Annotated in this window: 25 protein-coding genes and 1 tRNA gene; 20 read left to right on the top strand and 6 right to left on the bottom strand. The window is 70.6% G+C overall.

All coding sequences use genetic code 11. From position 1 onward, the window contains the following. The first annotated feature begins 2 nt into the window (after positions 1-2). The 4 genes from ACFYPA_RS02850 to ACFYPA_RS02835 all read left to right on the top strand — a co-directional run bounded on the left by ACFYPA_RS02850 (position 3) and on the right by ACFYPA_RS02835 (position 2,188). Positions 3-437: a roadblock/LC7 domain-containing protein gene (locus ACFYPA_RS02850; protein WP_359082119.1), complete on the top strand. Its 435-nt coding sequence runs from the start codon at positions 3-5 to the stop codon at positions 435-437. A gap of 2 nt (positions 438-439) precedes the next feature. Next, positions 440-811 (top strand): DUF742 domain-containing protein, encoded by a 372-nt coding sequence (locus ACFYPA_RS02845; protein ID WP_359082118.1) that lies wholly within the window; start codon positions 440-442, stop codon positions 809-811. Between the two features lie 220 nt (positions 812-1,031). Beyond that, entirely contained in the window at positions 1,032-1,601 is a 570-nt protein-coding gene (locus ACFYPA_RS02840) for an ATP/GTP-binding protein (protein WP_359082273.1), read from the top strand. Continuing rightward, a complete protein-coding gene (locus ACFYPA_RS02835; protein WP_359082117.1) occupies positions 1,598-2,188 on the top strand; it encodes a GAF domain-containing protein in 591 nt (196 codons plus the stop codon). The genes ACFYPA_RS02840 and ACFYPA_RS02835 overlap by 4 nt, the downstream gene beginning before the upstream one ends. Positions 2,189-2,260: 72 nt before the next feature. On the opposite strand, the gene ACFYPA_RS02830 is transcribed toward ACFYPA_RS02835, so the two are convergent. Continuing rightward, positions 2,261-2,986 carry a TetR/AcrR family transcriptional regulator gene (locus tag ACFYPA_RS02830; protein ID WP_359082116.1) on the bottom strand — a complete coding sequence of 242 codons (726 nt, stop codon included), beginning with the start codon at positions 2,984-2,986 and terminating at the stop codon, positions 2,261-2,263. A gap of 144 nt (positions 2,987-3,130) precedes the next feature. On the opposite strand from ACFYPA_RS02830, the gene ACFYPA_RS02825 reads away from it, so the two are divergent. Beyond that, positions 3,131-4,078: an NAD-dependent epimerase/dehydratase family protein gene (locus ACFYPA_RS02825; protein WP_389129031.1), complete on the top strand. Its 948-nt coding sequence runs from the start codon at positions 3,131-3,133 to the stop codon at positions 4,076-4,078. 22 nt (positions 4,079-4,100) lie between these two features. Here the strand turns inward: ACFYPA_RS02825 and ACFYPA_RS02820 are convergent, their stop codons facing one another. Together ACFYPA_RS02820 and ACFYPA_RS02815 are read right to left on the bottom strand one after the other, a co-directional pair. After that, a complete protein-coding gene (locus ACFYPA_RS02820; protein ID WP_389129029.1) occupies positions 4,101-5,003 on the bottom strand; it encodes a transketolase family protein in 903 nt (300 codons plus the stop codon). A 54-nt stretch (positions 5,004-5,057) separates the two neighbouring features. Then, positions 5,058-5,759, bottom strand: a complete 702-nt coding sequence (locus tag ACFYPA_RS02815) for a transketolase (protein ID WP_389129027.1) — start codon at positions 5,757-5,759, stop codon at positions 5,058-5,060. 128 nt (positions 5,760-5,887) lie between these two features. Between ACFYPA_RS02815 and ACFYPA_RS02810 the strand changes: the two genes are divergently transcribed. The 12 genes from ACFYPA_RS02810 (at position 5,888) to ACFYPA_RS02755 (ending at position 13,449) form a co-directional block, all read left to right on the top strand. Next, positions 5,888-5,961, top strand: a tRNA-Pro gene (locus ACFYPA_RS02810). Between the two features lie 193 nt (positions 5,962-6,154). Further along, positions 6,155-6,475 (top strand): gas vesicle protein, encoded by a 321-nt coding sequence (locus ACFYPA_RS02805; protein ID WP_359082112.1) that lies wholly within the window; start codon positions 6,155-6,157, stop codon positions 6,473-6,475. Between the two features lie 32 nt (positions 6,476-6,507). Then, positions 6,508-6,960 (top strand): gas vesicle structural protein GvpA, encoded by a 453-nt coding sequence (locus ACFYPA_RS02800; RefSeq protein WP_359082111.1) that lies wholly within the window; start codon positions 6,508-6,510, stop codon positions 6,958-6,960. A gap of 2 nt (positions 6,961-6,962) precedes the next feature. Continuing rightward, positions 6,963-7,712: a GvpL/GvpF family gas vesicle protein gene (locus tag ACFYPA_RS02795; RefSeq protein ID WP_359082272.1), complete on the top strand. Its 750-nt coding sequence runs from the start codon at positions 6,963-6,965 to the stop codon at positions 7,710-7,712. Between the two features lies 1 nt (position 7,713). Beyond that, the gene (locus tag ACFYPA_RS02790; protein ID WP_359082110.1) at positions 7,714-7,968 is read left to right on the top strand and encodes a gas vesicle protein GvpG; all 255 of its coding nucleotides are present in this window, start codon (positions 7,714-7,716) and stop codon (positions 7,966-7,968) included. A 7-nt stretch (positions 7,969-7,975) separates the two neighbouring features. After that, positions 7,976-8,941 (top strand): histone protein, encoded by a 966-nt coding sequence (locus ACFYPA_RS02785; RefSeq protein ID WP_389129023.1) that lies wholly within the window; start codon positions 7,976-7,978, stop codon positions 8,939-8,941. A gap of 6 nt (positions 8,942-8,947) precedes the next feature. Further along, entirely contained in the window at positions 8,948-10,063 is a 1,116-nt protein-coding gene (locus ACFYPA_RS02780; RefSeq protein ID WP_389129020.1) for an SRPBCC family protein, read from the top strand. Then, complete coding sequence (gvpJ, locus tag ACFYPA_RS02775) at positions 10,060-10,401, top strand: gas vesicle protein GvpJ (RefSeq protein WP_389129017.1); 342 nt, start codon at positions 10,060-10,062, stop codon at positions 10,399-10,401. Before ACFYPA_RS02780 ends, gvpJ begins: the two co-directional genes overlap by 4 nt. Before the next feature lie 26 nt (positions 10,402-10,427). After that, on the top strand, positions 10,428-11,243 hold the full coding sequence (locus tag ACFYPA_RS02770; RefSeq protein WP_359349866.1) for a GvpL/GvpF family gas vesicle protein: 816 nt from the start codon (positions 10,428-10,430) through the stop codon (positions 11,241-11,243). Between the two features lie 3 nt (positions 11,244-11,246). Then, a complete protein-coding gene (locus ACFYPA_RS02765; protein ID WP_359082105.1) occupies positions 11,247-11,474 on the top strand; it encodes a gas vesicle protein in 228 nt (75 codons plus the stop codon). After that, complete coding sequence (locus ACFYPA_RS02760; protein WP_359082104.1) at positions 11,471-11,749, top strand: gas vesicle protein K; 279 nt, start codon at positions 11,471-11,473, stop codon at positions 11,747-11,749. The genes ACFYPA_RS02765 and ACFYPA_RS02760 overlap by 4 nt, the downstream gene beginning before the upstream one ends. A gap of 251 nt (positions 11,750-12,000) precedes the next feature. Next, the gene (locus ACFYPA_RS02755; RefSeq protein WP_359082103.1) at positions 12,001-13,449 is read left to right on the top strand and encodes a glyceraldehyde-3-phosphate dehydrogenase; all 1,449 of its coding nucleotides are present in this window, start codon (positions 12,001-12,003) and stop codon (positions 13,447-13,449) included. Positions 13,450-13,513: 64 nt separating this feature from the next. Here the strand turns inward: ACFYPA_RS02755 and fusA are convergent, their stop codons facing one another. The 3 genes from fusA to ACFYPA_RS02740 form a co-directional block, all read right to left on the bottom strand. Beyond that, positions 13,514-15,592: an elongation factor G gene (fusA, locus tag ACFYPA_RS02750; protein ID WP_389129013.1), complete on the bottom strand. Its 2,079-nt coding sequence runs from the start codon at positions 15,590-15,592 to the stop codon at positions 13,514-13,516. Positions 15,593-16,005: 413 nt separating this feature from the next. Then, positions 16,006-16,311 (bottom strand): hypothetical protein, encoded by a 306-nt coding sequence (locus tag ACFYPA_RS02745; protein ID WP_359082101.1) that lies wholly within the window; start codon positions 16,309-16,311, stop codon positions 16,006-16,008. Positions 16,312-16,410: 99 nt separating this feature from the next. Beyond that, positions 16,411-17,295 carry a DUF2510 domain-containing protein gene (locus ACFYPA_RS02740; protein WP_359082100.1) on the bottom strand — a complete coding sequence of 295 codons (885 nt, stop codon included), beginning with the start codon at positions 17,293-17,295 and terminating at the stop codon, positions 16,411-16,413. A 286-nt stretch (positions 17,296-17,581) separates the two neighbouring features. On the opposite strand from ACFYPA_RS02740, the gene ACFYPA_RS02735 reads away from it, so the two are divergent. From ACFYPA_RS02735 to ACFYPA_RS02725, 3 genes are all read left to right on the top strand, one after another. Beyond that, complete coding sequence (locus ACFYPA_RS02735; protein ID WP_389129010.1) at positions 17,582-18,322, top strand: class I SAM-dependent methyltransferase; 741 nt, start codon at positions 17,582-17,584, stop codon at positions 18,320-18,322. Positions 18,323-18,372: 50 nt separating this feature from the next. Continuing rightward, positions 18,373-18,750, top strand: coding sequence for a DUF4440 domain-containing protein (locus tag ACFYPA_RS02730; RefSeq protein WP_389129007.1), 378 nt, complete (start codon positions 18,373-18,375; stop codon positions 18,748-18,750). 175 nt (positions 18,751-18,925) lie between these two features. Next, positions 18,926-19,678, top strand: coding sequence for a GntR family transcriptional regulator (locus tag ACFYPA_RS02725; protein WP_359311606.1), 753 nt, complete (start codon positions 18,926-18,928; stop codon positions 19,676-19,678). The last annotated feature ends 135 nt before the right edge of the window (positions 19,679-19,813 follow it).

The following is a 19,813-nucleotide window of genomic DNA, read 5'->3' as shown; positions in this document are numbered from 1 at the left end:
CCATGGCGACCGACATGCCATCCGGTCAGGTCTCGGACCTCGACTGGCTGCTGAGCGGGCTGGTCCAGCGCGTGCCGTACACGCGCAGCGCGGTCCTGCTCTCCGCCGACGGGCTGGTGAAATCCCTCCACGGCATGGACGCCGACAGCGCCGACCACATGGCCGCGCTGGCCGCCGGCCTGTACTCGCTCGGCCGGAGCGCGGGGGCCCGGTTCGGGGACAACGGAGAGGTCCGCCAGGTGGTGGTGGAGCTCGACTCGACGCTCCTCTTCGTCGCCACCGCCGGCTCCGGCACCTGCCTGGCCGTACTCGCCGGGCGGAACGCCGACGCCGCCGTGCTGGGTTATGAGATGACGATGCTGGTCAAGAGCGTCCGGCCCTACCTGATGACGCCGACGAGACAAACGGCCGGGGTGCCGGGCGCCTCGGGGCTGTGATCATGCCGGCCACGCAGGACGGGCCGTTGCTCGACGATGCGGCAGGCCGCCTCATCCGCCCCTACACCGTGAGCAACGGCCGTACCCGTCCCACGACCGTGCTCGATCTGCTCTCCCTGGTGATGGCCACCGGTGCCGTCCCGCAGACGCACCTGGGCCCCGAGCACTCCGTGGCGCTCGGGCTGTGCGGCGGACCCACCTCGGTGGCCGAGATCGCCGCACACCTGCGGCTGCCCGCGGTCGTCACCAAGGTCCTGCTCTCGGACCTGGTCGACTGCGGCGCCGTCACCGCGCACCCGCCCGCCTTCCATGACATGCCCACCGACCGATCCCTGCTGGAGGCAGTGCTCGATGGCTTACGACGACAGCTCTGACGGCTTCGACGGCTCCGCCCCCTACGCGGGGACCGCAGGCCCCGGACACGTCGGCTACGCGGATGCCCCGGGCGGCGGGTACCCGGACCACGCGGACAGCGGCGGGTACGCGGACCCGCCGGGCCACGCCGGGTACGGGAGCGGCTACGGGGACGACACCGGCACGTCCGGCTACGGGGACGACCCCGGCCCTTCCGAGGGTTTCCCCGTCGCGCTCAAGGTGCTGGTGGCGGGCGGTTTCGGCGTCGGCAAGACGACATTCGTCGGCGCGGTCAGCGAGATCGCGCCCCTGAGTACGGAGGAGCTGCTCACCCAGGTCAGCGCGGCCACGGACAGCCTCGAAGGCATCGAGTCCAAGACCTCCACCACCGTGGCCATGGACTTCGGCCGCATCACGCTGGACGAGCAGCACGTGCTCTATCTGTTCGGCACGCCCGGACAGGAGCGCTTCTGGTTCATGTGGGACGAACTCTCCCAGGGCGCGCTCGGAGCGGTCGTGATCGCCGACACCCGGAGACTGGAGGAGTGCTTCGCGGCCGTCGACTTCTTCGAACGGCGCGGCATCGGATTCATCGTCGCGGTCAACGAGTTCGACGGCGCGTTCCGTTACGGCCCCGAGGAGGTGCGGACAGCCCTCGACCTGGCCCCGGCGGTTCCGGTCGTCCTGTGCGACGCACGCATCGCGAGTTCCGGCACCGGCGCGCTGGTCACCCTCGTCCAGCACCTCATCAACGCCACCGCCGAACCGGTCCCGTTGACCGGCCACGGAAGCTACGGAGTCCATCCGTGACCACCCCGCACGCTCTCGGACGCCTGCTGCTGACGCCCGTCGACAGCGACGCCCGGGTCCGGACCCAGCGGCTGCGCAGCCTCGGCCTGGGGGAGCGGGACGACGCCTCGTTCGACAACTTCGACGCCTTCGCCGACCGGGTGGCCGAAGTGACCGGGGTGCCGTTCTCGATGGTCAATTTCATCGACGGGAACCGCCAGTTCTTCGCCGGGCTGCACACCCCGGCGGGCACCTGGAAAGGCTCCGACCTGGGGGCCGTGGCGGCGGGCAGCGGCCGCAGAGGCCGCTATGTGGCCCTCGATCACGGCTTCTGCCCGCATGTCGTCGTCCGGCGCAAGGCGCTGGTCCTGGAGGACGTGTGCGACTACCCGCGCTTCGCCGGGAATCCGGTCGTCGACGACATAGGCATCCGCTCCTACCTCGGGGCGCCGCTCATCGACCGCACGGGCATCGCCCTGGGGGCCGTCTGCGCCGTCGACATCGTGCCCCGCCCGTGGGGGCGGGCGGGACTCGACACGATCAAGGCCCTGGCGCAGGAGCTCGTCGGGCACATCCACCAGCGGGAGGAGAACATCCTCGGAACCTGAGCGCCGGACGCCGGGCCTCGACCCCGTCCGGCGCCCCCGTCTCCCTATGGCCCTCCCGCCAGCGCGAGGCCCTCACGCCAGCGCGAACGCGTCCGCCAGCATGTCGGTCTGGGCGGCGAGGAGGGTGTCGCCCTCGTGGCCCATCCCCGCGAACTGACCCGCCACTTCCAGGCCCACCGATCCGTGCAGCTGCGACCACGCGAGCACCGCGCCGGCCAGCGCGCGGGCCTTGGCCGCCGGGTCACCGGCGGTGTCCGTCGCGTATGCGGTGACCCAGTCGCCCACGCCGGCGTCCGACCCCAGCCAGGCGGCCATCTGCGCCACCACCGGGGCCACGCCCGCGCCCGGCACCCCGCCCGCGAACACCGGCAGGAACGGCCCGAGCACGGCGCGGGCGCGCTCCAGCGTGTCGGCGGGTGCCACGTACCCCGGCACCGGTGAGCCCTGGATCAGCAGATAGCGGTGCGGTTCGCCGACCGCCCAGCTCCGGTACGCCGCGGCCAGCGCGCGCAGTCGCTCGCGCGGGCCGTGAGCGGCGGCCTCCGAACGCGCCGCCGCCACGCCCATCGCGGTCGCCGCGTCGTCGTACGCGTCCCTGATCAGGGCATTCAGCAGATCGTCGCGACTGGCGAAATAGCGGTAGAGCGCCGGTCCTGACAGGCCCATGTCCTTGGCGATCCGGGTGAGGGCGAGGGCCGCCACACCGCCGTCGGCGAGCTGCCGCAGCGCCGCGTCCTTGATCTCGGCCCGGGTCTGCTCCCGGTACCGGGCCCGCGGCCCCTGCTGTGCCTCGGCCATCCCGGTCCCCTTTCGCTAGGCAAGCTCACTTCAGTTACGGAGTCTAACAGTCAGGGTTGCGATGCATCGTAGCGAGAGTTACTGTCTCTAACAGAAGTGAGGGGCGGTAGCGCTCCTCCGGGATCAGGACTCAGGAGCACCCCCATGACCGCAACGCATGACCTCCACGTGGTTCTCGGCGCCGGCCCCGCCGGTACCGCACTCGCCGCGGAACTGGCCCGCCGCGGCCACCCCGTGCGGCTCGTCGACCGCTCGGGCCGGGGAGCGGCCCCGGCGGGTGTCGACCGGTTCGCCGCCGACGTGGCGACCGCCGGGGGTGCCCGGGCGGCTGTCGAAGGGGCGGCCGTCGTGTACCACTGCGTGAACGTCGCCTATCACCTCCAGGTCGAGGTCATGCCGCGCATCCAGCAAGCCGTCATGGCTGCCGCCGAAGCGGCGGGTGCCCGCCTCGTCGTCCTCGACACGCTCTATCCGTACGGCGAGACGCACGGTGTGGTGATGACCGAGGACACCCCCTGGAACGCGACCACGCGCAAGGGCAGGATGCGTGCCGAGCTGGACACCCGATACCTCGCCGCCCACGCGGACGGCCGGCTGCCCGTCGTGCTGGGCCGGTCGGCCGACTTCGTCGGGCCGGGGGTCCTCAACTCCACCCTGGGCGCGGCGGTGTTCCCGGCCGCGCTGACCGGGGGAGAGGTCCCGGCGTTCGGTGACATCGACCTGCCGCACAGCTACACGTACATCGGCGATGTCGCCGCCGGGCTCGCGACGCTGGGCGAGAACCCGGACGGGGACGGCAGGGTCTGGCACCTGCCCACGGCCCCGGCGCTCACCACCCGGCAGATCCTGACCATGGTGGAGGAGCGCGTGGGACGCGCCCTGAAACTGACCGTCGTGGCGCAGCCGCGCCCGTTCGGCCCGTTCGACGACGTGTTCATGGCCGAGTACGCGGAGATGTTCTACCAGCACACGGAAGCCCAGATCGTCGACTCCACGGCCATCGAGAAGGCGTACGGGCTGATCCCCAGCCCCCTTGCGACCACGGTCGACGAGACGCTCGCGTGGTACGGGGAACTCCTCGCGGCGTCGTGACGTGTCTGCCGACCCGGCCGGCTCACCCGCCCAGGAAACCGCCGATCCGGTCCCGCAGGCCGTGCGGATCCAGGCCGTGCGCCGCGAGGTGCTCCTCCATCCGCCCGTAACGTCGCAGCTCCTGGCGGGCCACGCCGAGCCCCAGGACGCGATGGGGGACCGCGGTGAGTGCGTCGTTGGCGGCCGCCGTCGAGGTGCCCGCCAGATACGGCTCCACGATCACGACATCGGCGGTGGCCCGGTCACCGACCGCCCGGCGGAGTCCGGCGCCATCGAACGGCCGCACGGTGGTCGCGTACAACACCGTCAGATCGAGTCCTTCCGTCGCGGCCAGGACGTTGTCGAGCATCGGTCCGACGGCGATCACCACCCCGCCCGTTCCCTCGCGCACCGGTGTGAACCCGCGCGCCCCGCCGGCGGGGCGGGCCCGCTCGTTCGACTGCAGCGACAGGCGTACGTAGACCCTGTCGTCCCCGGCGGCGGCCTCCCGCAGGAGCGTCTCGGCCTCGTCGGGATGGCCGGGCACGTGCACGGTCCAGCCGTCCAGGGTGTCCATGAGAGCCACGTCCCCGGGTGCCGTGTGGGTGAACCCGCCGGCGGGCCAGTCGTACGAGGCTCCGGCGCTCACCAGCACCCCTCCGACCCCCTGGTGGCCGAAGTCCAGCTTTACCTGCTCGAACGGCCGCTCCACCAGGAAGCTCGCGAAGGTGTGCACGATCGGCCGCATTCCGGTGAGCGCCATACCGGCCCCTGCCCCGACGAGCAGCTGTTCGCGGATACCGACGTTCACGACCCGGTCGGGATGGTCCCGCTCGGCCCGGCCGAATCCGTCACGGCTGATCTCGGCGAGTACGAGCGCCAGTCGGGGATGCTCGTCCAGCAGCCGCGTGGTGGTGGCGATGAAACGGTCACGCATCGTGTCCATGGGTTCCTCTTCTTCGGTTGTGGGATTCGCCGGTTCTCGGCGAGGCGACAGGGCTCAGCGCTTGGGAGCGACCCGGGCGACGACGGCCCGCGGCTGCCCGGGGTGCGGTGCGGTGAAGGCCGCGTAGAGCGCCTCGTGGTCCCGCCCGTCCACGGACGCGACCGACCAGCCCGCGGTCGCGAACCGCTCCGCGATCCCTCCGGGGCGTCCGTACGTCGCCGAGGCGTTGTCGATCACCACGGTGTGCAGCTGCTCCAAGCCGGCCGGGCCGGCGTAGGCGATCGCCTCGTGGTTGCTGCCCTCGTCCAGTTCGGCATCGCCGGTCAGGACCCACACCCGCGGTCCGGTCAGCCCTTGGGCCCGCAACCCCAGCACGCTCCCCACGGCGAGCGGCAGCCCGTGCCCCAGTGACCCGCTGCCGATCTCGGCGCCGGGCACCAGCAGCCGGTCGGGGTGGTGGCCGAGGGGCGAGTCGTACGTCCCGAAGCCAGCCAGCAACTCCTCGTCGAAGAACCCGTGTGCGGCGAGGACCGCGTAGTACGCCATCGGCCCGTGCCCCTTCGACAGGAGGAAGCGGTCCCGGTCCGGCGCGTCGGCGGTATGCGGCGTCACCCGCAGTACCCGGTCGTACAGCACCCACAGGGCGTCCAGGGTCGAGGTGGCGGCGGGGCCGTGCTTCTCGTCGCCGGTCATCAGGCTCATCAGCCGGGGCAGGCCGAGGTAGGCGGACGGCGGTGCGGCAGTCGTGTTCGTCATGCCGCTCAGCGTTCAACATCAAGCACGGTTGAGGTCAAGCGACGAAAGGTGTTCGTGACCACCGGTTGAAGTGCGGTATTGTTCTCATGCGCGTTCAGCCAGGGGGAAACCCCAGGTCAGACGGGCAGCGGGACGTGGCGCAGCTTGGTAGCGCACTTGACTGGGGGTCAAGGGGTCGCAGGTTCAAATCCTGTCGTCCCGACTGGAGACAGTCGCAGATCAGGGCCGGTGTCGGAGGAATCCGACACCGGCCCTCGGTCATTCCCGGGCCCCTGATCCAGCGGGTGCGCGTCCGCGCCTCGCTCCGACATCTCCAGGCTCTGCCGGACGTCCGCCACACGCTCCGATGGCATCGCTCAAGATGCGCAGCCGACAGGGCTGGCGAAACTGGCTTCATGGCAGAACAACGTCGCACTCATGCCGGAAGCTCGAAGACGGCGACCGCACACCGTGCCCGATCCGCGCGGGGGCCCGAGCACGCGGCCCGTGCTGCCTGCGAAAGCCTTGAAGGGCTGATCGGACACCCGACAGAAGGCGTGTCCGCTGTCCGGCGCGAGGACGACGGCTGGTGCGTGGTGGTGGACGTCCTCGAAGTGCCGCGGATTCCGGACACCACCAGCCTCCTCGCCTCCTACGAGGTGCAGCTTGACCAAGCCGGTGAACTCCTGGAGTACCGCAGGGTCCGGCGCTACCGCCGCGGCGCAGCCGACGAGTGAGCCGAGCTTCCGCTCTGCTGGAAGGACGTTTCATGACCGCCACCACCTACTCGGACGAAGTAGTGGCCTGCCCGCCCCGCGCCGGCACGTTGTACGACGTGCTGGAGCTCATCCTCGACCGCGGCATGGTCATCGACGTGTTCATCAGGGTCTCGCTGGTCGGGATCGAAATCCTCAAGATCGATGCGCGCATCGTCGTCGCCAGCGTGGATACGTATCTGCGGTTCGCGGAGGCGTGCAACCGGCTCGACCTGGAGCGTGACTCCGGCAGCACCACCATTCCCGAGCTGCTCGGTGGCGGTGTGGCCAAGAGCGTGGGCAAGCGCAAGGTGCGCAACGCGGCCGAGACGGTGGGGGACACCGTCCGCAAGGCGGTGGGCAGTGGCGGCGACACGTCCGATGACGAGGACGAGCAGCCCGAACGGCCGAAGAAGCGACGCGCTCCCGCGCGCAGCGAGAACCGACGACGGCGCGCGGAGGCATGAGCGTGGCAGCCGACGGCATCTACGTCTACGCGATCGTGCGGGCGGGAACTCCGCTTCCGGGGGATCTCGGCGGCGTGGGATCACCTCCCGCGGTCCTCAGGACCATCAGCCAGGGCCGGCTCGACGTGGTCATCAGTGACGCGCCGCCCCAGCTCCGCGCGCGCCGACGCGATCTGCTGGCGCACCAGGAGCTGTTGATGCGCCTGGCCGACGGAGGACCCGTAGTTCCGATGAGGTTCGGCATGGTCGCCCCGGACGAGCAGACGGTCCTCGCGCAACTGGCCGCCGACGAATCCGGGCATGCCGCCACCCTGGACAGGCTTGCGGGCCGCGTCGAGATCAACGTCAAGGCTCTGCCGGCGCAGAACGCGCTGGCGGCCCTTGTCGCCGAGGAGAAGAAGGTGCGGCAACTCCGTGAAGCCGCGAGGCGAAACCCGGGCTACGAAGCCAGTCTGCGGCTGGGCGAAGCCATCGCCGGCGCTCTCACCCGGCGGGCGGCCGCAGCAGGGCAGCACATCCAGCGCGAACTCGCGCCCCGGGCCCGCGCGGTGGCCTCGGGCCCCACGGTTTCCGGATGCGCGCTGAACCTGTCGTTCCTCGTCGACCGCACCGAGAGCGACGCCTTCCTTTCCCGGGCCCAGAACTTTGCCCGGGAACACCGGGAGCACGCGGAGATCCGGCTCGCCGGCCCGCTCCCCTGCTACAGCTTCGTCTCGTCCGATGCCCGGCCCGTACCCGTGGGCGGGGGCTGACGTGGGACTGATCACCGGCTTGCTCACCCTTCCGATCGCGCCTGTGCGCGGGGTGGTCTGGGTGGCGGAGAAGCTCAACGACGCTGCCGAGCGCGAACTGCACGATCCCGCCGTGCTGCGCGCGCAGTTGGCCGTGCTCAACCAGGAGCTCGAATCCGGAGACATCACTCCGGAGGAGTTCGAACGTGAAGAGGAGCGGCTGCTGGAGCGGCTGCACGCCGCGCGGATCAGCCCGGCGCAGATCGATCGAAGGTGACGTGCTCATGGAAGACCAGACGAAGGTGACCCTCGCGGTAGCAGTAGTGGGGGGCTATGTACTGGGCCGGACCAAGAAGGGGCGCGTGGCTCTCAGCGTCGCCACCTATCTGGCCGGCCGCCGATTCGGCCTCGAGCCGCGTCAGCTCGCCGCGGAAGGCATGCGCCGTCTTGGCGAGGTCCCCCAGGTCGCCGATCTGCAGGAACAGCTCCGCGGTGAGGTGCTTGACGCGGGCCGCAAGGCCCTGACCGCCGCCGCCAACCGCAGCATGAGCACGCTGGCCGGTTCGATCAGCGAGCGCACGGCCCGCCTTCTCGAGTCGCCGGACGACGAGGACGAGGACGAGGGCGAGGGCGAGGAAGGCGACGCGAACGAGGACGAAGCGCCGCTGGACGAGGAAGGCGAGGAGTACGAGGACGAGGACGAGGGCGAAGAGGAACCCGAGGACGAGGGCGACTACGAGGACGAGGAACCCGAGGACGAGGGCGAGTACGAGGGCGAGGACGAAGAGGAGCCTGAAGAGGAGCCTGAAGAAGAGCCTGAAGAAGAGCCCGAAGAGCCCGAAGAAGAGCCCGAAGAGCGTCAGCCCAAGAAGCGTTCCTCCCGACGGACGGCGTCGGGCAGCGCCAAGAGTGACAGGGGCAGCAAGCCGTCCGGCGGCGACGGTGGCGCGAAGAAGTCCGCGCCGGCCAAGAAGGCTGCGGCGAAGAAGTCCGGCTCGGCGAAGAAGACCGCAGCCAAGAAGGCCCCACCGGCGAAGAAGGCGGCTGCCAAGAAGTCCGCGCCGGCCAAGAAGGCCGCGGCGAAGAAGTCCGGCTCGGCGAAGAAGACCGCAGCCAAGAAGTCCGCGCCGGCGAAGAAAACCGCATCCAAGAAGACCGCGCCGGCCAAGAAGGCGGCTGCCAAGAAGACGGCAACAGGCAAGTCGGCGTCGAAGCGGACCGCATCCAAGCGCAGCAGCGGTCGGAGGTAGCGAATCATGACCAGGAATGAAGAGGCAGATTCCGGAGCGGACGAGTCACAGGAGACGGAAGAGTCCGGAATGGACAAGCTCCGTGGTGAGGTGTCCAGCTTCCTCAGCGCGCAGGTGGAGAAGCTGGCTGAGAAGGCCGGGGACAAACTGACCGGCGTCACCGACCAGTTGAACGACGCGGCGGAGAACGGCGGCTCCTTGCCTGCCATCGGCTCTCGCATCCTCCAAGGTGACTCGCCGGTGAAGGCATTCGTTTCGGAGAAGGCCAAGGGCGTCAAGGACAACGTCGTGGACAAGGCCAAGGAGGCCTTCGGAGGCGGCGGCAAGGGCAAGGGCAAGGCAGGCGGCGGCAAGCTCATGAACATCATCGAGGTACTCGATGTGGGAGTGCCGCTGCGCGACGCCTACGACTACTGGACCCAGTACGACAAGTTCAGCAGTTTCGCCAAGGGTGTGCAGGACGTCTCGATGGACGAAGAGATGTCCAGCAACTGGAAGGTCAAGGTGGGTCCGTCCGCCCGCAGCTTCAAGGCGACGGTCCAGGAGCAGATCCCGGACGAACGCATCGTCTGGACGTCCGAGGGTGCCAAGGGAACGACGCGCGGCGCGGTGAGCTTCCATGAACTCGCGCCCTCGCTCACGCGCATCGTCCTGGTCATGGAGTACTACCCGTCCGGCTTCTTCGAGAAGACGGGCAACCTCTGGCGTGCGCAAGGCCGCCGGGTCCGGCTCGACTTCAAGCACTTCCAGCGGTACGTCACGCTCACCGAGGAAGAGCCGGAAGGGTGGCGTGGCGAAATCCGCGACGGAGAAGTCGTCGTGTCCCACGAAGACGCCATGGAAGACGAAGAAGCCGAGAACGAGGAAGGCCAGGAGGGGGACGAAGGCGAGGACGAGGACCAGGACGAGTGGGACGACGAGGACGAAGAGGACGGTGAGGAAGGAGACGACGAGGACGCGGAAGAGGAAGAGTACGACGAGGACGACGGGGACGAGGACGACGGGGACGAGGGCGACGAGGACGAGGACGAATACGAGGACGACGAGGAAGAAGAGGACGAGCCGCCGCGCAAAGGGCGGGCCGCGCCCGCAAAGCGGCGTTCGCGGAGAGGCGCTCAGTGACTGATCTCGATTTCCGGCAGGATGCCGCGTACCCCGTCGCCGGGCCGCAGAACACCAACCTCGCGGACATCCTCGAGCGCGTCCTCGACAAGGGCATCGTGATCGCCGGGGACATCAAGATCGATCTCCTCGACATCGAGCTCCTCACCATCCGTCTGCGGCTCTTCGTCGCCTCGGTGGACACCGCCAAGAAGGCCGGAATCGACTGGTGGGAGACCGACCCGGCGCTCAGTTCCCACGCCGCGAGGAACGCGCTCAAGGACGAGAACCGTGAGCTGCGGGCACGGTTGGAAGAACTCGAGTCCCGTTCCGAAGAGACGTCGTCGGACTCGGGATGATCCAGGAAGAGGAGCGTCAGTCACTGATGACGGAGCAGAGCGGAGCGGGTTCGGGCACGAACGCCGTCTACGTGTACGCGGTCTGCCACGCGGACGGGGAACCGTCGCTGGACGGCCTGACGGGAGTCACCGGGGACGAGCCCGTTCGCTCGCTCCCCATCGGCTCGCTCACGGTGATCGTTCAGACCGTTCGGGCGGCAGACTTCACCGACGAGGTCTGGCAGGAGAGGCTGACCGACGCGCGCGAACTCGAACGCTACGCGCGTGCCCACCACGAGGTCGTCTCGGCAGTCGCCGCCCGCTTCCCCACGGTGCCGCTGCCGCTGGCCACGTTGTACAACGACGAGGAGCGGGCCCGACTCGCGCTGGCCAACGAGTCGACGCGTTTCCGAACGGCGCTGCGGCGCATCGCGCACCACGCCGAATGGGGCGTCAAGGTCTACGCGCCCGTCGCGCAGAGCCCGGTCCGGCGCGCTGAGCAGGAGCCGGCGGAGGCTCCGGGATCCCGGACGCGCCCGGCTCCCGGAGCGGGTCGGGCGTATCTGGAACGCAAGCGGGACCTGCAGGCGCGGCGGGAGCAGCGGCAGGCGGACTCCGTGCGCGTCGCGGACGCCGTCGACGCGGACGTGAGCCGCATCGCCGCGGCCTCGCGCCGGCTCCGCCCGCACGACAACGGAGCCGCCGGCGACCACCGGGTTCAGGTACTGAACGCGACCTATCTGGTCGCTGAGCACCGTGCCGCCGAACTGACCCTGCTGGCAGCCGGTTTGCGGGAACGCACCGGCGCGGAGATCGAGGTGTCCGGCCCCTGGGTGCCCTACTCCTTCGTGGGCGAGGTGTAGGCCGTGACACACGAAGCGGTTCCGTGGGACAGCCCCGGTGCCCTGAGTGGCCCGATCGGAGTGCCGCTGGTCGATCTGCTGGACCGGGTCCTGGCGACCGGCGTCGTCGTGAGTGGTGACCTGGTCATCGCGATCGCCGACGTTCCGCTCGTCCGCGTCTCGCTGCACGCGCTGCTGTCGTCGGTCAACGAGCGCGTTCCCGCACCCTGGGCGGACAGTGGGCCGCTGTGACCACCTCACGCGTGGACCTCGACTCCGAGCAGATGGGCCGAGACCTGGTCACCTTGGTACTCACGGTGGTCGAGCTCCTCCGGCAGTTGATGGAGCGACAAGCCCTGCGCCGCATCGACGTGGGCGATCTGACCGATGACCAGACGGATGAGATCGGCACGACCCTGATGATGCTCGATCAGCGCATGCAGGAACTCTGCGAGCAGCACGGGGTACGCCCGGAGGACCTCAACCTCGACCTGGGCCCCCTGGGCTCCCTGCTGCCCCGGGACTGAGTGAAGGGGCCGAAGGGCCCGGCGGCGCTCCGGCCCCGCGGCAGCGGCACGGCGACCCGCGCTCGCCGCGATGGCGAGCGCCGCTGTGCCGGAGCCGCCGGATGCGGGCCCGTCCACTCTTCGGGATCGGGTGAGCCGTCGCGTGTCGCTGCCGCGCGTGCACCCCGCTCTTCCGTCGCCGGACACCCTTTGAATGATCAGAAGAGCGACGGGTTACCATATGAGCGCCGCCTAGCTCGAAAGATAAACCTGTGACTGTCAATGACGACTCGTTCACCAACTGGATGCACCGCGAGGAGATCGCGGAGTCGATGATCCCGATCATCGGGAAGCTGCACCGCGAGAGGGACGTCACCGTCCTTCTGCACAGCCGCTCCCTGGTGAACAAGTCGGTGGTGAGCATCCTGAAGACCCACCGATTCGCCCGGCAGATCGACGGTGAGGAGCTCTCGGTCACCGAGACCCTGCCGTTCCTCCAGGCTCTCACCACGCTCGATCTCGGCCCCTCCCAGATCGACATCGGCATGCTCGCCGCGACGTACAAGGCCGATGACCGCGGTCTTTCCGAGGCGGAGTTCACCGCCGGCGCCGTCGCCGGTGCCACGGGCGCCAACAAGATCGAGCGCCGTGAGTCACGCGACGTCGTGCTGTACGGCTTCGGCCGCATCGGCCGCCTGCTGGCCCGGCTGCTCATCGAGAAGGCCGGGTCCGGCAACGGCCTGCGGCTGCGCGCCATCGTCGTCCGCAAGGGTGCCGGCCAGGACATCGTGAAGCGCGCCTCGCTGCTGCGCCGTGACTCCATCCACGGCCAGTTCCAGGGCACGATCACCGTCGACGAGGCGAACAACAAGATCATCGCCAACGGCAACGAGATCCAGGTGATCTACTCCGACGACCCCACGTCGGTCGACTACACGGCGTACGGCATCAACGACGCCATCCTGATCGACAACACCGGCAGGTGGCGCGACCGCGAGGGCCTCTCGAACCACCTGCGTCCGGGCATCGACAAGGTCGTCCTGACCGCGCCGGGCAAGGGGGACGTCCTCAACGTCGTGCACGGGGTCAACCACGACATGATCAAGCCGGACGAGCAGATCATCTCCTGCGCCTCCTGCACCACCAACGCGATCGTCCCGCCGCTCAAGGCGATGGCGGACGAGTACGGCGTCCTGCGTGGGCACGTGGAGACCATCCACTCGTTCACCAACGACCAGAACCTGCTGGACAATTACCACAACTCCGACCGCCGCGGCCGCTCCGCGCCGCTCAACATGGTGATCACCGAGACCGGTGCGGCCTCCGCCGTCGCCAAGGCGCTCCCCGATCTCGAAGCGACGATCACGGGCAGCTCCATCCGGGTGCCGGTCCCGGATGTCTCGATCGCCATCCTCAGCCTGAAGCTCGGCCGCGAGACCACGCGCGACGAGGTCCTCGAGTACCTGCGCGACGTGTCGCTGACCTCGCCCCTCAAGCGCCAGATCGACTTCACGACCGCCCCCGACGCGGTGTCGAGCGACTTCATCGGTTCACGGCACGCCTCCATCGTCGACGCGGGTCCCACCCAGGTCGACGGTGACAACGCGATCCTCTACCTCTGGTACGACAACGAGTTCGGCTACTCCTGCCAGGTCATCCGGGTCGTACAGCACGTCTCCGGGGTGGAGTACCCGACCTACCCCGAGCCGGTGCACTCATAACGGCAGTTGCCCGACGACGTCAGGGCCGGTGCCACCCGCTGACGGGTGGCACCGGCCCCTGGCGCTAACCGGACACCGATGCCGGTGCCGGCGCGTAGCCGGTGGCCCGGGTGGTGAACGTGCCCCGGCCCTGCGTCCGGCTGCGCAGCCGCGTCGCGTAACCGAACAGCTCGGCCAGCGGCACGGTCGCCGTGATCACCGCCGCACCGGCCCGCGCGGTGGAGCCGGACACCCGGCCGCGTCGCGCGGCCAGGTCGCCGAGCACCCCGCCCACGGCCTCGCCGGGCACCGTCGCCGTGAGCTCCACCACCGGCTCCAGCAGCACCATCTCACTGGAGCGCAGCGCCTCACGCAGCGCGAACCGTCCGGCCGTACGGAACGCCATCTCCGAGGAGTCCTTCGGATGGGTGGCGCCATCGGTCAGCGTCACCCGCACCCCGGTCACCGGATGCCCGCCGATCGGACCCTCCACCAGGGCGTCCCGGCAGCCGGCCTCGACCGCCCGGACGTACTCCGGCGGAACCCGTCCGCCGCCGACGACCGAGCGGAACACGAACTCCACCGCTCCGGGGCCCTCGTCCTCGCCCTCCCACGGCTCGACGTCGATGACCACATGGGCGAACTGCCCGGCCCCGCCGTCCTGTTTCACGTGGCGGTACACCAGACCCGACACCCCGCGGGCGACGGTCTCCCGGTAGGCGACCTGCGGCCGGCCGACCCGGACCTCCAGCCCGTGCGCGCGGCGGATCTTCTCCGCGGCCACTTCCAGGTGCAGTTCGCCCATGCCCGAGAGCAGCGTCTGACCCGTTTCGGAGTCCGTCCGTACCGCGAGCGAGGGGTCCTCCTCGACCAGCCGTACGAGCGCCGCCATCAGCCGTTCCGTGTCAGTGCTCCGACGGGCCTCGACCGACACGGACACGACCGGATCGGCCACCGTCGGCGGCTCCAGGACCAGCGGGGCGTCCGGTGCGCACAGGGTGGCCCCGGCGCGGACGGCCTTGGGGCCGATGACCGCGACGATGTCCCCGGCCACCGCCGCGTCGACGTCGACATGGCGGTCCGCCTGGACCCGCAGGATGCGGCCGATGCGTTCGCCGCGCCGCGCGCCGACGTCCAGCACCGTCTCCCCCTTCCCGATCGTTCCCGAGTACACCCGCAGATAGGTCAGCCGGCCTGTAGCGGTCGCGTTGACCTTGAACGCGAGCGCGGCGAACGGCGCAGCCGGATCGGCGGCCCGCTCCTGCACCGCGTCGCCGAGCATGCCCCGTACCGGCGGCACGTCCGACGGCGAGGGCAGATACGCCACGACGGCCTCCAGCAGCGGCTCGACACCGCGGTTGCGGTAGGCCGAACCGCACAGCACCACGACACCCTCACCGGTACGGGTCAGATCACGCAGGGCCCCGGACAGGGTCGGCCCGGAGAGCTCCGCCCGTGCGCAGAACTCCTCCAGCGCGGCCGGGTGGAGCTCGGCCACCGTCTCCTCCAGCAGGCGTCGGCGCCGTCGCGCCTCGTCCCGCAGCTCAGCGGGAACATCACCTTCCTCGTACGTGTCGCAGCCGTCGGCCCAGACGAGCGCGCGCATGCGGAGCAGGTCCACCACCCCGCGGAACCCTTCCTCACGGCCGATCGGCAGCTGGACCACCAGCGGGACCGTGTGCAAGCGCTCCCGGATCGACGTGACCGCCGTGTCGAGGTCGGCTCCGGTCCGGTCGAGCTTGTTGACGAACGCGATGCGCGGCACGGCGTGCCGGTCGGCCTGGCGCCATACCGACTCGCTCTGCGGCTCCACACCGGCGACGGCGTCGAACACGGCGATCGCGCCGTCCAGCACCCGCAGCGAACGCTCGACCTCGTCGGCGAAGTCGACGTGCCCCGGAGTGTCGATCAGGTTGATCCGGTGGCCCGCCCAGGTGCAGCTCACGGCCGCGGCGAAGATGGTGATGCCCCGGTCGCGTTCCTGGGAGTCGAAGTCGGTGATGGTCGTCCCGTCGTGCACCTCGCCGCGCTTGTGGGTGGTGCCGGTGGCGTAGAGGATCCGCTCGGTGACGGTGGTCTTGCCCGCGTCGACGTGGGCGAGGATGCCCAGGTTGCGAACGGCGTCGAGTGCGCTGGTGAGTTGACGGTGCTGTTCGGTACGCACGGTCCGTGGCCTTTCGGGTGATCCGGAAGAAGACGGCGCGATGCCCGGACGAAGCGGCTGTCTGGGACAGCCGCGGAGCCCTCGTCGTCCACGGAGCCGCGCGCAGCGGCGCCATGCGTGGACGGTCCGTCAGAGGACGGGCAGGGCTCAGGAGTTCGTCGCGGGGGTCCGGGGCCGGCCGCGCAGCCGGCGCCGGGCGGAGGTAGACACCAGGATCACCTCGTACCGCGACAGGGGAACGACGACAGCGGTGCGGTAGCGCACGGCAGGTCTCCCCTCGAAGGTCACGGTGCGCGCGCCGCGGCGGATTGCCGGCGCGCGATTGCGTGTCGAGTCTAGGGAACGGCGCACCGGCGGGGGAACCGGTTTTTCCGCCCCCGGCGGCGCGAAGGCCTCACGGGCGGCCGCCGGTGCTACCGGGCCGGCCGGGTGACACCGCGGACCGCGCTCGTGGCGCGGTGGGCCCCGAGCCGGGCCCGGGGCGTCAACGTCCTGCACCGACGCAGCGCGCTCCTGCCACAGCCGCGCCACTCGGCGGGCGAGACGCCCGGACCGTGACCGGTACGGGTGATCAGCGCGTTCACCTGCGTCAGCGGGTCCACGGCCATGGTGGTGCGGGCCAGCAGGACTCCGATCACCAGCGGGGCCAGGGTGACGGCCAGGGTGGTGCCGGTGCTGGTCATCCGCTGCATGCGGCGGCGTGGTGCGTCAGGAGCCATGCCCCCATTCCAGCAACGGCGGACCGGCGGGGGATCGGGCGGCGTACTCAGTCCGGGCGGCCCGGGTACTCATCCGGCCGCCCGGGTACGGCACACGGCCTACGCGTTGGTGCCCGGGCCGGAACCCATGCCCGAGGCCGCCTTGATTCCCTTGGTGATGTCGTCCAGCACGGACAGACCCGGTGCCTTGGGGTTGATGTCGAAGCCGGAGCGCACGACGATCAGCATGTCCTCGGCATGCGGCGAGGGGAACGCCAGCGACTCGACGTACCCGTCGTCACCGTTCTTCGTGACCACCTTCCAGCGCACCCGGTAGCCCTGTTGGCCGGCCACCGTGACCGCTTCGGACTTCAGTTGCTCGTGCGAGGTGATGCCGCCGTAGATCTTCTCGCCGTACGACCCCTCGGCATTGGCCGCGATGTCCTTCTCGGCCGTCGCCTTCGCCGTCCTGGTGCTCAGCTTCAGTGCCTCGGCCGGTGCGGAGAACACCCCGCCGCGCACGCACTTCTCCCCGCTGTCCCCGGGGCACGCGTACGTGCCCGTGGTCACGCCGGCACCCATGCCCGACTCGCCGGTCCAGCCCTCGGGGACCGGGATGCTGATGCCGCTGGCCATGTCCGTCGCGTAGCCGTCCTCGGCCTGGGGCTGCTGCTGCCCGGGCGACTCGTCGCCGCCCCCGCTGCCGCCCGGGGCGCCGGGCTGACGGCTGGGGGCCGGGGACGGCGAGGCCGAGGGGGCCGTCGCGGAGTTCCCGGTCGGGCCGGAATCGTCCGTCAGCAGGTACACGCCGCCACCGATGGCAGCGAGGACCACGACGGCCGCGGTGATACCGGCGCCGACGCGTATGCGGCGGCTGCGGAGCGCGGCCGGCGGGACCCGGAGCTGATCGGTCCACTGCGTGCCGTCCCACCAGCGTTCCTGGATGGGGCCAAATCCTGTGTACCCGGGGTCTGGATGCCAGCCGGGCGGGCTCGTCTGCGTCACGGCAGCCACCGTAGCCGGGCTGCGTGAGAATCCTATGAACCGAAGAGGTCCCGGCCGTCCGACATGTGGGGCATGGGCGGGCTTGGGAGGCTTCCCGCGATCAATATCTTCAGCATTTCGCTCAGTCCTCTTCGCGGGAGGAGCGCGGCGGTCACGCCGCCCACCGCCGACCCGGGCCGCCAAGCGGCCACTTGGTCTAGACAACTGGTGGGCGGCTCGCTAGCATCCGCCGCGGGCGGGCAGTGCGACGTGCACCCGCCGGCCGGCCGCGGCAGGAAGAGAACCCATGGAAGAGACTGCCGCCGAGCGCCGGTTCGCCGAGGAGTACCGCCTCGCCCGGGAGGTACCGCGCGACGGACTCACCGCGTGGCGGGCCGCGGTGGCGGCCGAGGTCGCCCTGGCGCCGGGGGCGAGTGTGGTGGACGTCGGGGCGGGCACCGGAGCCTTCGCCGCCGCGTTCGCCGAGTGGTTCGGTGTGCGGGTACTGGCGGTGGAGCCGGCCGCGGCGATGCGGGCGCTGATCCCGCGGACCGCGGACATCGAGCCGCTGGACGGTCGCGCCGAGGCGCTGCCGTTGCCGGACCACTGCGCGGACGCGGCCTGGCTGGGCTCGGTCGTCCATCACATCGGTGATCTTCCCGCAGCGGCGCGGGAACTGCGCAGGGTCCTCAAGCCGGGCGCCCCGGTGCTCATCCGCAACTCTTTCCCCGGCCGGTGCGCGCGCGACCTCCGGGTGCGGTTCTTCCCCGGTGTCGAGCGCATCGTCGACCGCTACCCGAGCGTGGAGGAGACCTGCGCCGCGTTCGCCGGCGCGGGCTTCTCGCGCGTCGCGCTGCACGCGGTGCCGCAGGAGAGCGCGCCGAGCCTGGCCGTCTTCGCCGATCGGATACGGCGGGACACCGACGCGAAACTCCGGGGCATCGATGACGAGGAGTTCGAGCGCGGACTGGGACGGCTGCGGCAGGCCGCCTCCCAGGAGCCCGACCGGCCGGCCGTCAGCTGGATGGACCTGCTGGTTCTGTCCTGACGCACGGAAACGGCCGTGCGCGCGCGGTGGTCGCGTTCTAGGGTCTGCGCATGAGTGGAACCGACGAAGAGGAACGGGCCGTGCGGGCCGCCGTCGAGGGGGAGCTGCGGCTGCTCGATCCGGGTGTACGGGCCTCACCCGAGGCGGTGACCGCACTCCTCGACCCGGATTTCGTCGAGTTCGGCGCTTCGGGGCGGCGCTACGACAGGACGTCGATCCTGGCCGTCACCTCCGCCGTCGACGCGAACGCTCCCGCCCCGAGTGTCGCCACCGGGATGTCGGGAGTGCTGCTGGCTCCGGACCTCGTCCACCTGACCTTTGTCTCCGAGGGCAACGGGCGCCGGGTCCGACGCAGTTCGATCTGGCGGCGGTCGGAATCGCGCTGGCGCATGTACTTCCACCAGGGCACGCCCGTCGACGCCACGTGAGCCGGCGCACCAGCCGCTGCTTCCCGCCCATGGCTGGACCTGGCACGAGGGCGGAAGCGGCGCCCTGTTCCCGGCCCCACTCTTCTGGTCCGACCACATGACGTGTGTGACATAGTCGGGGATTCGATACGAGCGGTCGGCGCGGAACGGGTCCGACCGGGGCAGGGGGTGGCGGATGCCCGTCGAATGGCAGCCCGTACGGCAGGCGCGGACGCATGAACTGGTGCTCCAGAGCATCGAGGAGCAGGTCTTCGCCGGGAAGCTGAGGGCGGGGGACCGGCTGCCGCCCGAGCGGGAGCTCGCCCCGGTCTTCGGCGTGAGCCGTTCCGCCCTGCGGGAAGCGCTCCGGGTGCTGGAGACGATCGGTGTGCTGGTCGCACAGCCCGGCCGGGGGCCCGACTCGGGAGCCCGCATCGTGCGCAACCCGGACGACGCCCTCGGGCGGCTGCTGCGCCTGCACTTCGCCCTGGGCAGCTACAGCCTGCACGACGTCATGGAGGCCAGGGTCGCCCTGGAGCGTGCCAGCTTCGCCGCCGCCGCGACGTACGCCTCCGAGGAGGATCTGGACGAGGCGGGCGCGGTGGTCCACCGAATGTCGCAGCAGGGCATCCTGGCGCAGGAGTTCAACGAGCTCGACACCCGGTTCCACGTCAAGGTGGCCAGCAGTTCGGGCAACGCGCTCACCTCGACGCTGACCGCGGCGGTGCGGGAGTCGGTGCGGCCCCTCATCCTGCGGGCCCTCGAAGAGGTGGATGACTGGCCGGCCACCCAGGCGCAGCTCAACAGTCAGCATGCCGAGATGCTGAGGCTGGTGCGCATCGGCAGGGGCGACGAGGCCGCGGACCTGGTCGAGGTCCACATCCGCGGTTTCCACGGCACGCTGGTCGACGAGGACCGGACTGCCGCCGACGGCGACGGCGGCGCTTAGCGGCAGTGCCGCGACAGCGAGGGGCCGGGGGGGGGGCCGGGGGGCCCCCGCCGCCCCCCCCCCCCCCCCCGGGGCGGTGGGCCCCCCCCCGGGCGGCCGCTCCCCCGATCCGCCGGAGGCGAGTATGGTGAGGCC

Source organism: Streptomyces sp. NPDC005775 (assembly GCF_042871565.1).
Classification (GTDB): Bacteria; Actinomycetota; Actinomycetes; order Streptomycetales; family Streptomycetaceae; genus Streptomyces.
Note: the sequence above shows the minus strand (reverse complement) of the source record. Positions and strands in the feature narration are given on the sequence as shown.

Bases quoted from the DNA above. Each gene is read 5' to 3' on its own strand.
- ACFYPA_RS02745 (WP_359082101.1), bottom strand. From the start codon at position 16,311: ATGGCTCCTGACGCACCACGCCGCCGCATGCAGCGGATGACCAGCACC.
- ACFYPA_RS02735 (WP_389129010.1), top strand. From the start codon at position 17,582: ATGGAAGAGACTGCCGCCGAGCGCCGGTTCGCCGAGGAGTACCGCCTC.
- ACFYPA_RS02785 (WP_389129023.1), top strand. From the start codon at position 7,976: ATGGAAGACCAGACGAAGGTGACCCTCGCGGTAGCAGTAGTGGGGGGC.
- ACFYPA_RS02825 (WP_389129031.1), top strand. From the start codon at position 3,131: ATGACCGCAACGCATGACCTCCACGTGGTTCTCGGCGCCGGCCCCGCC.
- ACFYPA_RS02725 (WP_359311606.1), top strand. From the start codon at position 18,926: ATGCCCGTCGAATGGCAGCCCGTACGGCAGGCGCGGACGCATGAACTG.
- ACFYPA_RS02820 (WP_389129029.1), bottom strand. From the start codon at position 5,003: ATGGACACGATGCGTGACCGTTTCATCGCCACCACCACGCGGCTGCTG.
- ACFYPA_RS02770 (WP_359349866.1), top strand. From the start codon at position 10,428: ATGACGGAGCAGAGCGGAGCGGGTTCGGGCACGAACGCCGTCTACGTG.
- ACFYPA_RS02805 (WP_359082112.1), top strand. From the start codon at position 6,155: ATGGCAGAACAACGTCGCACTCATGCCGGAAGCTCGAAGACGGCGACC.
- ACFYPA_RS02830 (WP_359082116.1), bottom strand. From the start codon at position 2,986: ATGGCCGAGGCACAGCAGGGGCCGCGGGCCCGGTACCGGGAGCAGACC.
- ACFYPA_RS02800 (WP_359082111.1), top strand. From the start codon at position 6,508: ATGACCGCCACCACCTACTCGGACGAAGTAGTGGCCTGCCCGCCCCGC.
- ACFYPA_RS02815 (WP_389129027.1), bottom strand. From the start codon at position 5,759: ATGACGAACACGACTGCCGCACCGCCGTCCGCCTACCTCGGCCTGCCC.
- ACFYPA_RS02850 (WP_359082119.1), top strand. From the start codon at position 3: ATGGCGACCGACATGCCATCCGGTCAGGTCTCGGACCTCGACTGGCTG.
- ACFYPA_RS02730 (WP_389129007.1), top strand. From the start codon at position 18,373: ATGAGTGGAACCGACGAAGAGGAACGGGCCGTGCGGGCCGCCGTCGAG.
- ACFYPA_RS02780 (WP_389129020.1), top strand. From the start codon at position 8,948: ATGACCAGGAATGAAGAGGCAGATTCCGGAGCGGACGAGTCACAGGAG.
- ACFYPA_RS02845 (WP_359082118.1), top strand. From the start codon at position 440: ATGCCGGCCACGCAGGACGGGCCGTTGCTCGACGATGCGGCAGGCCGC.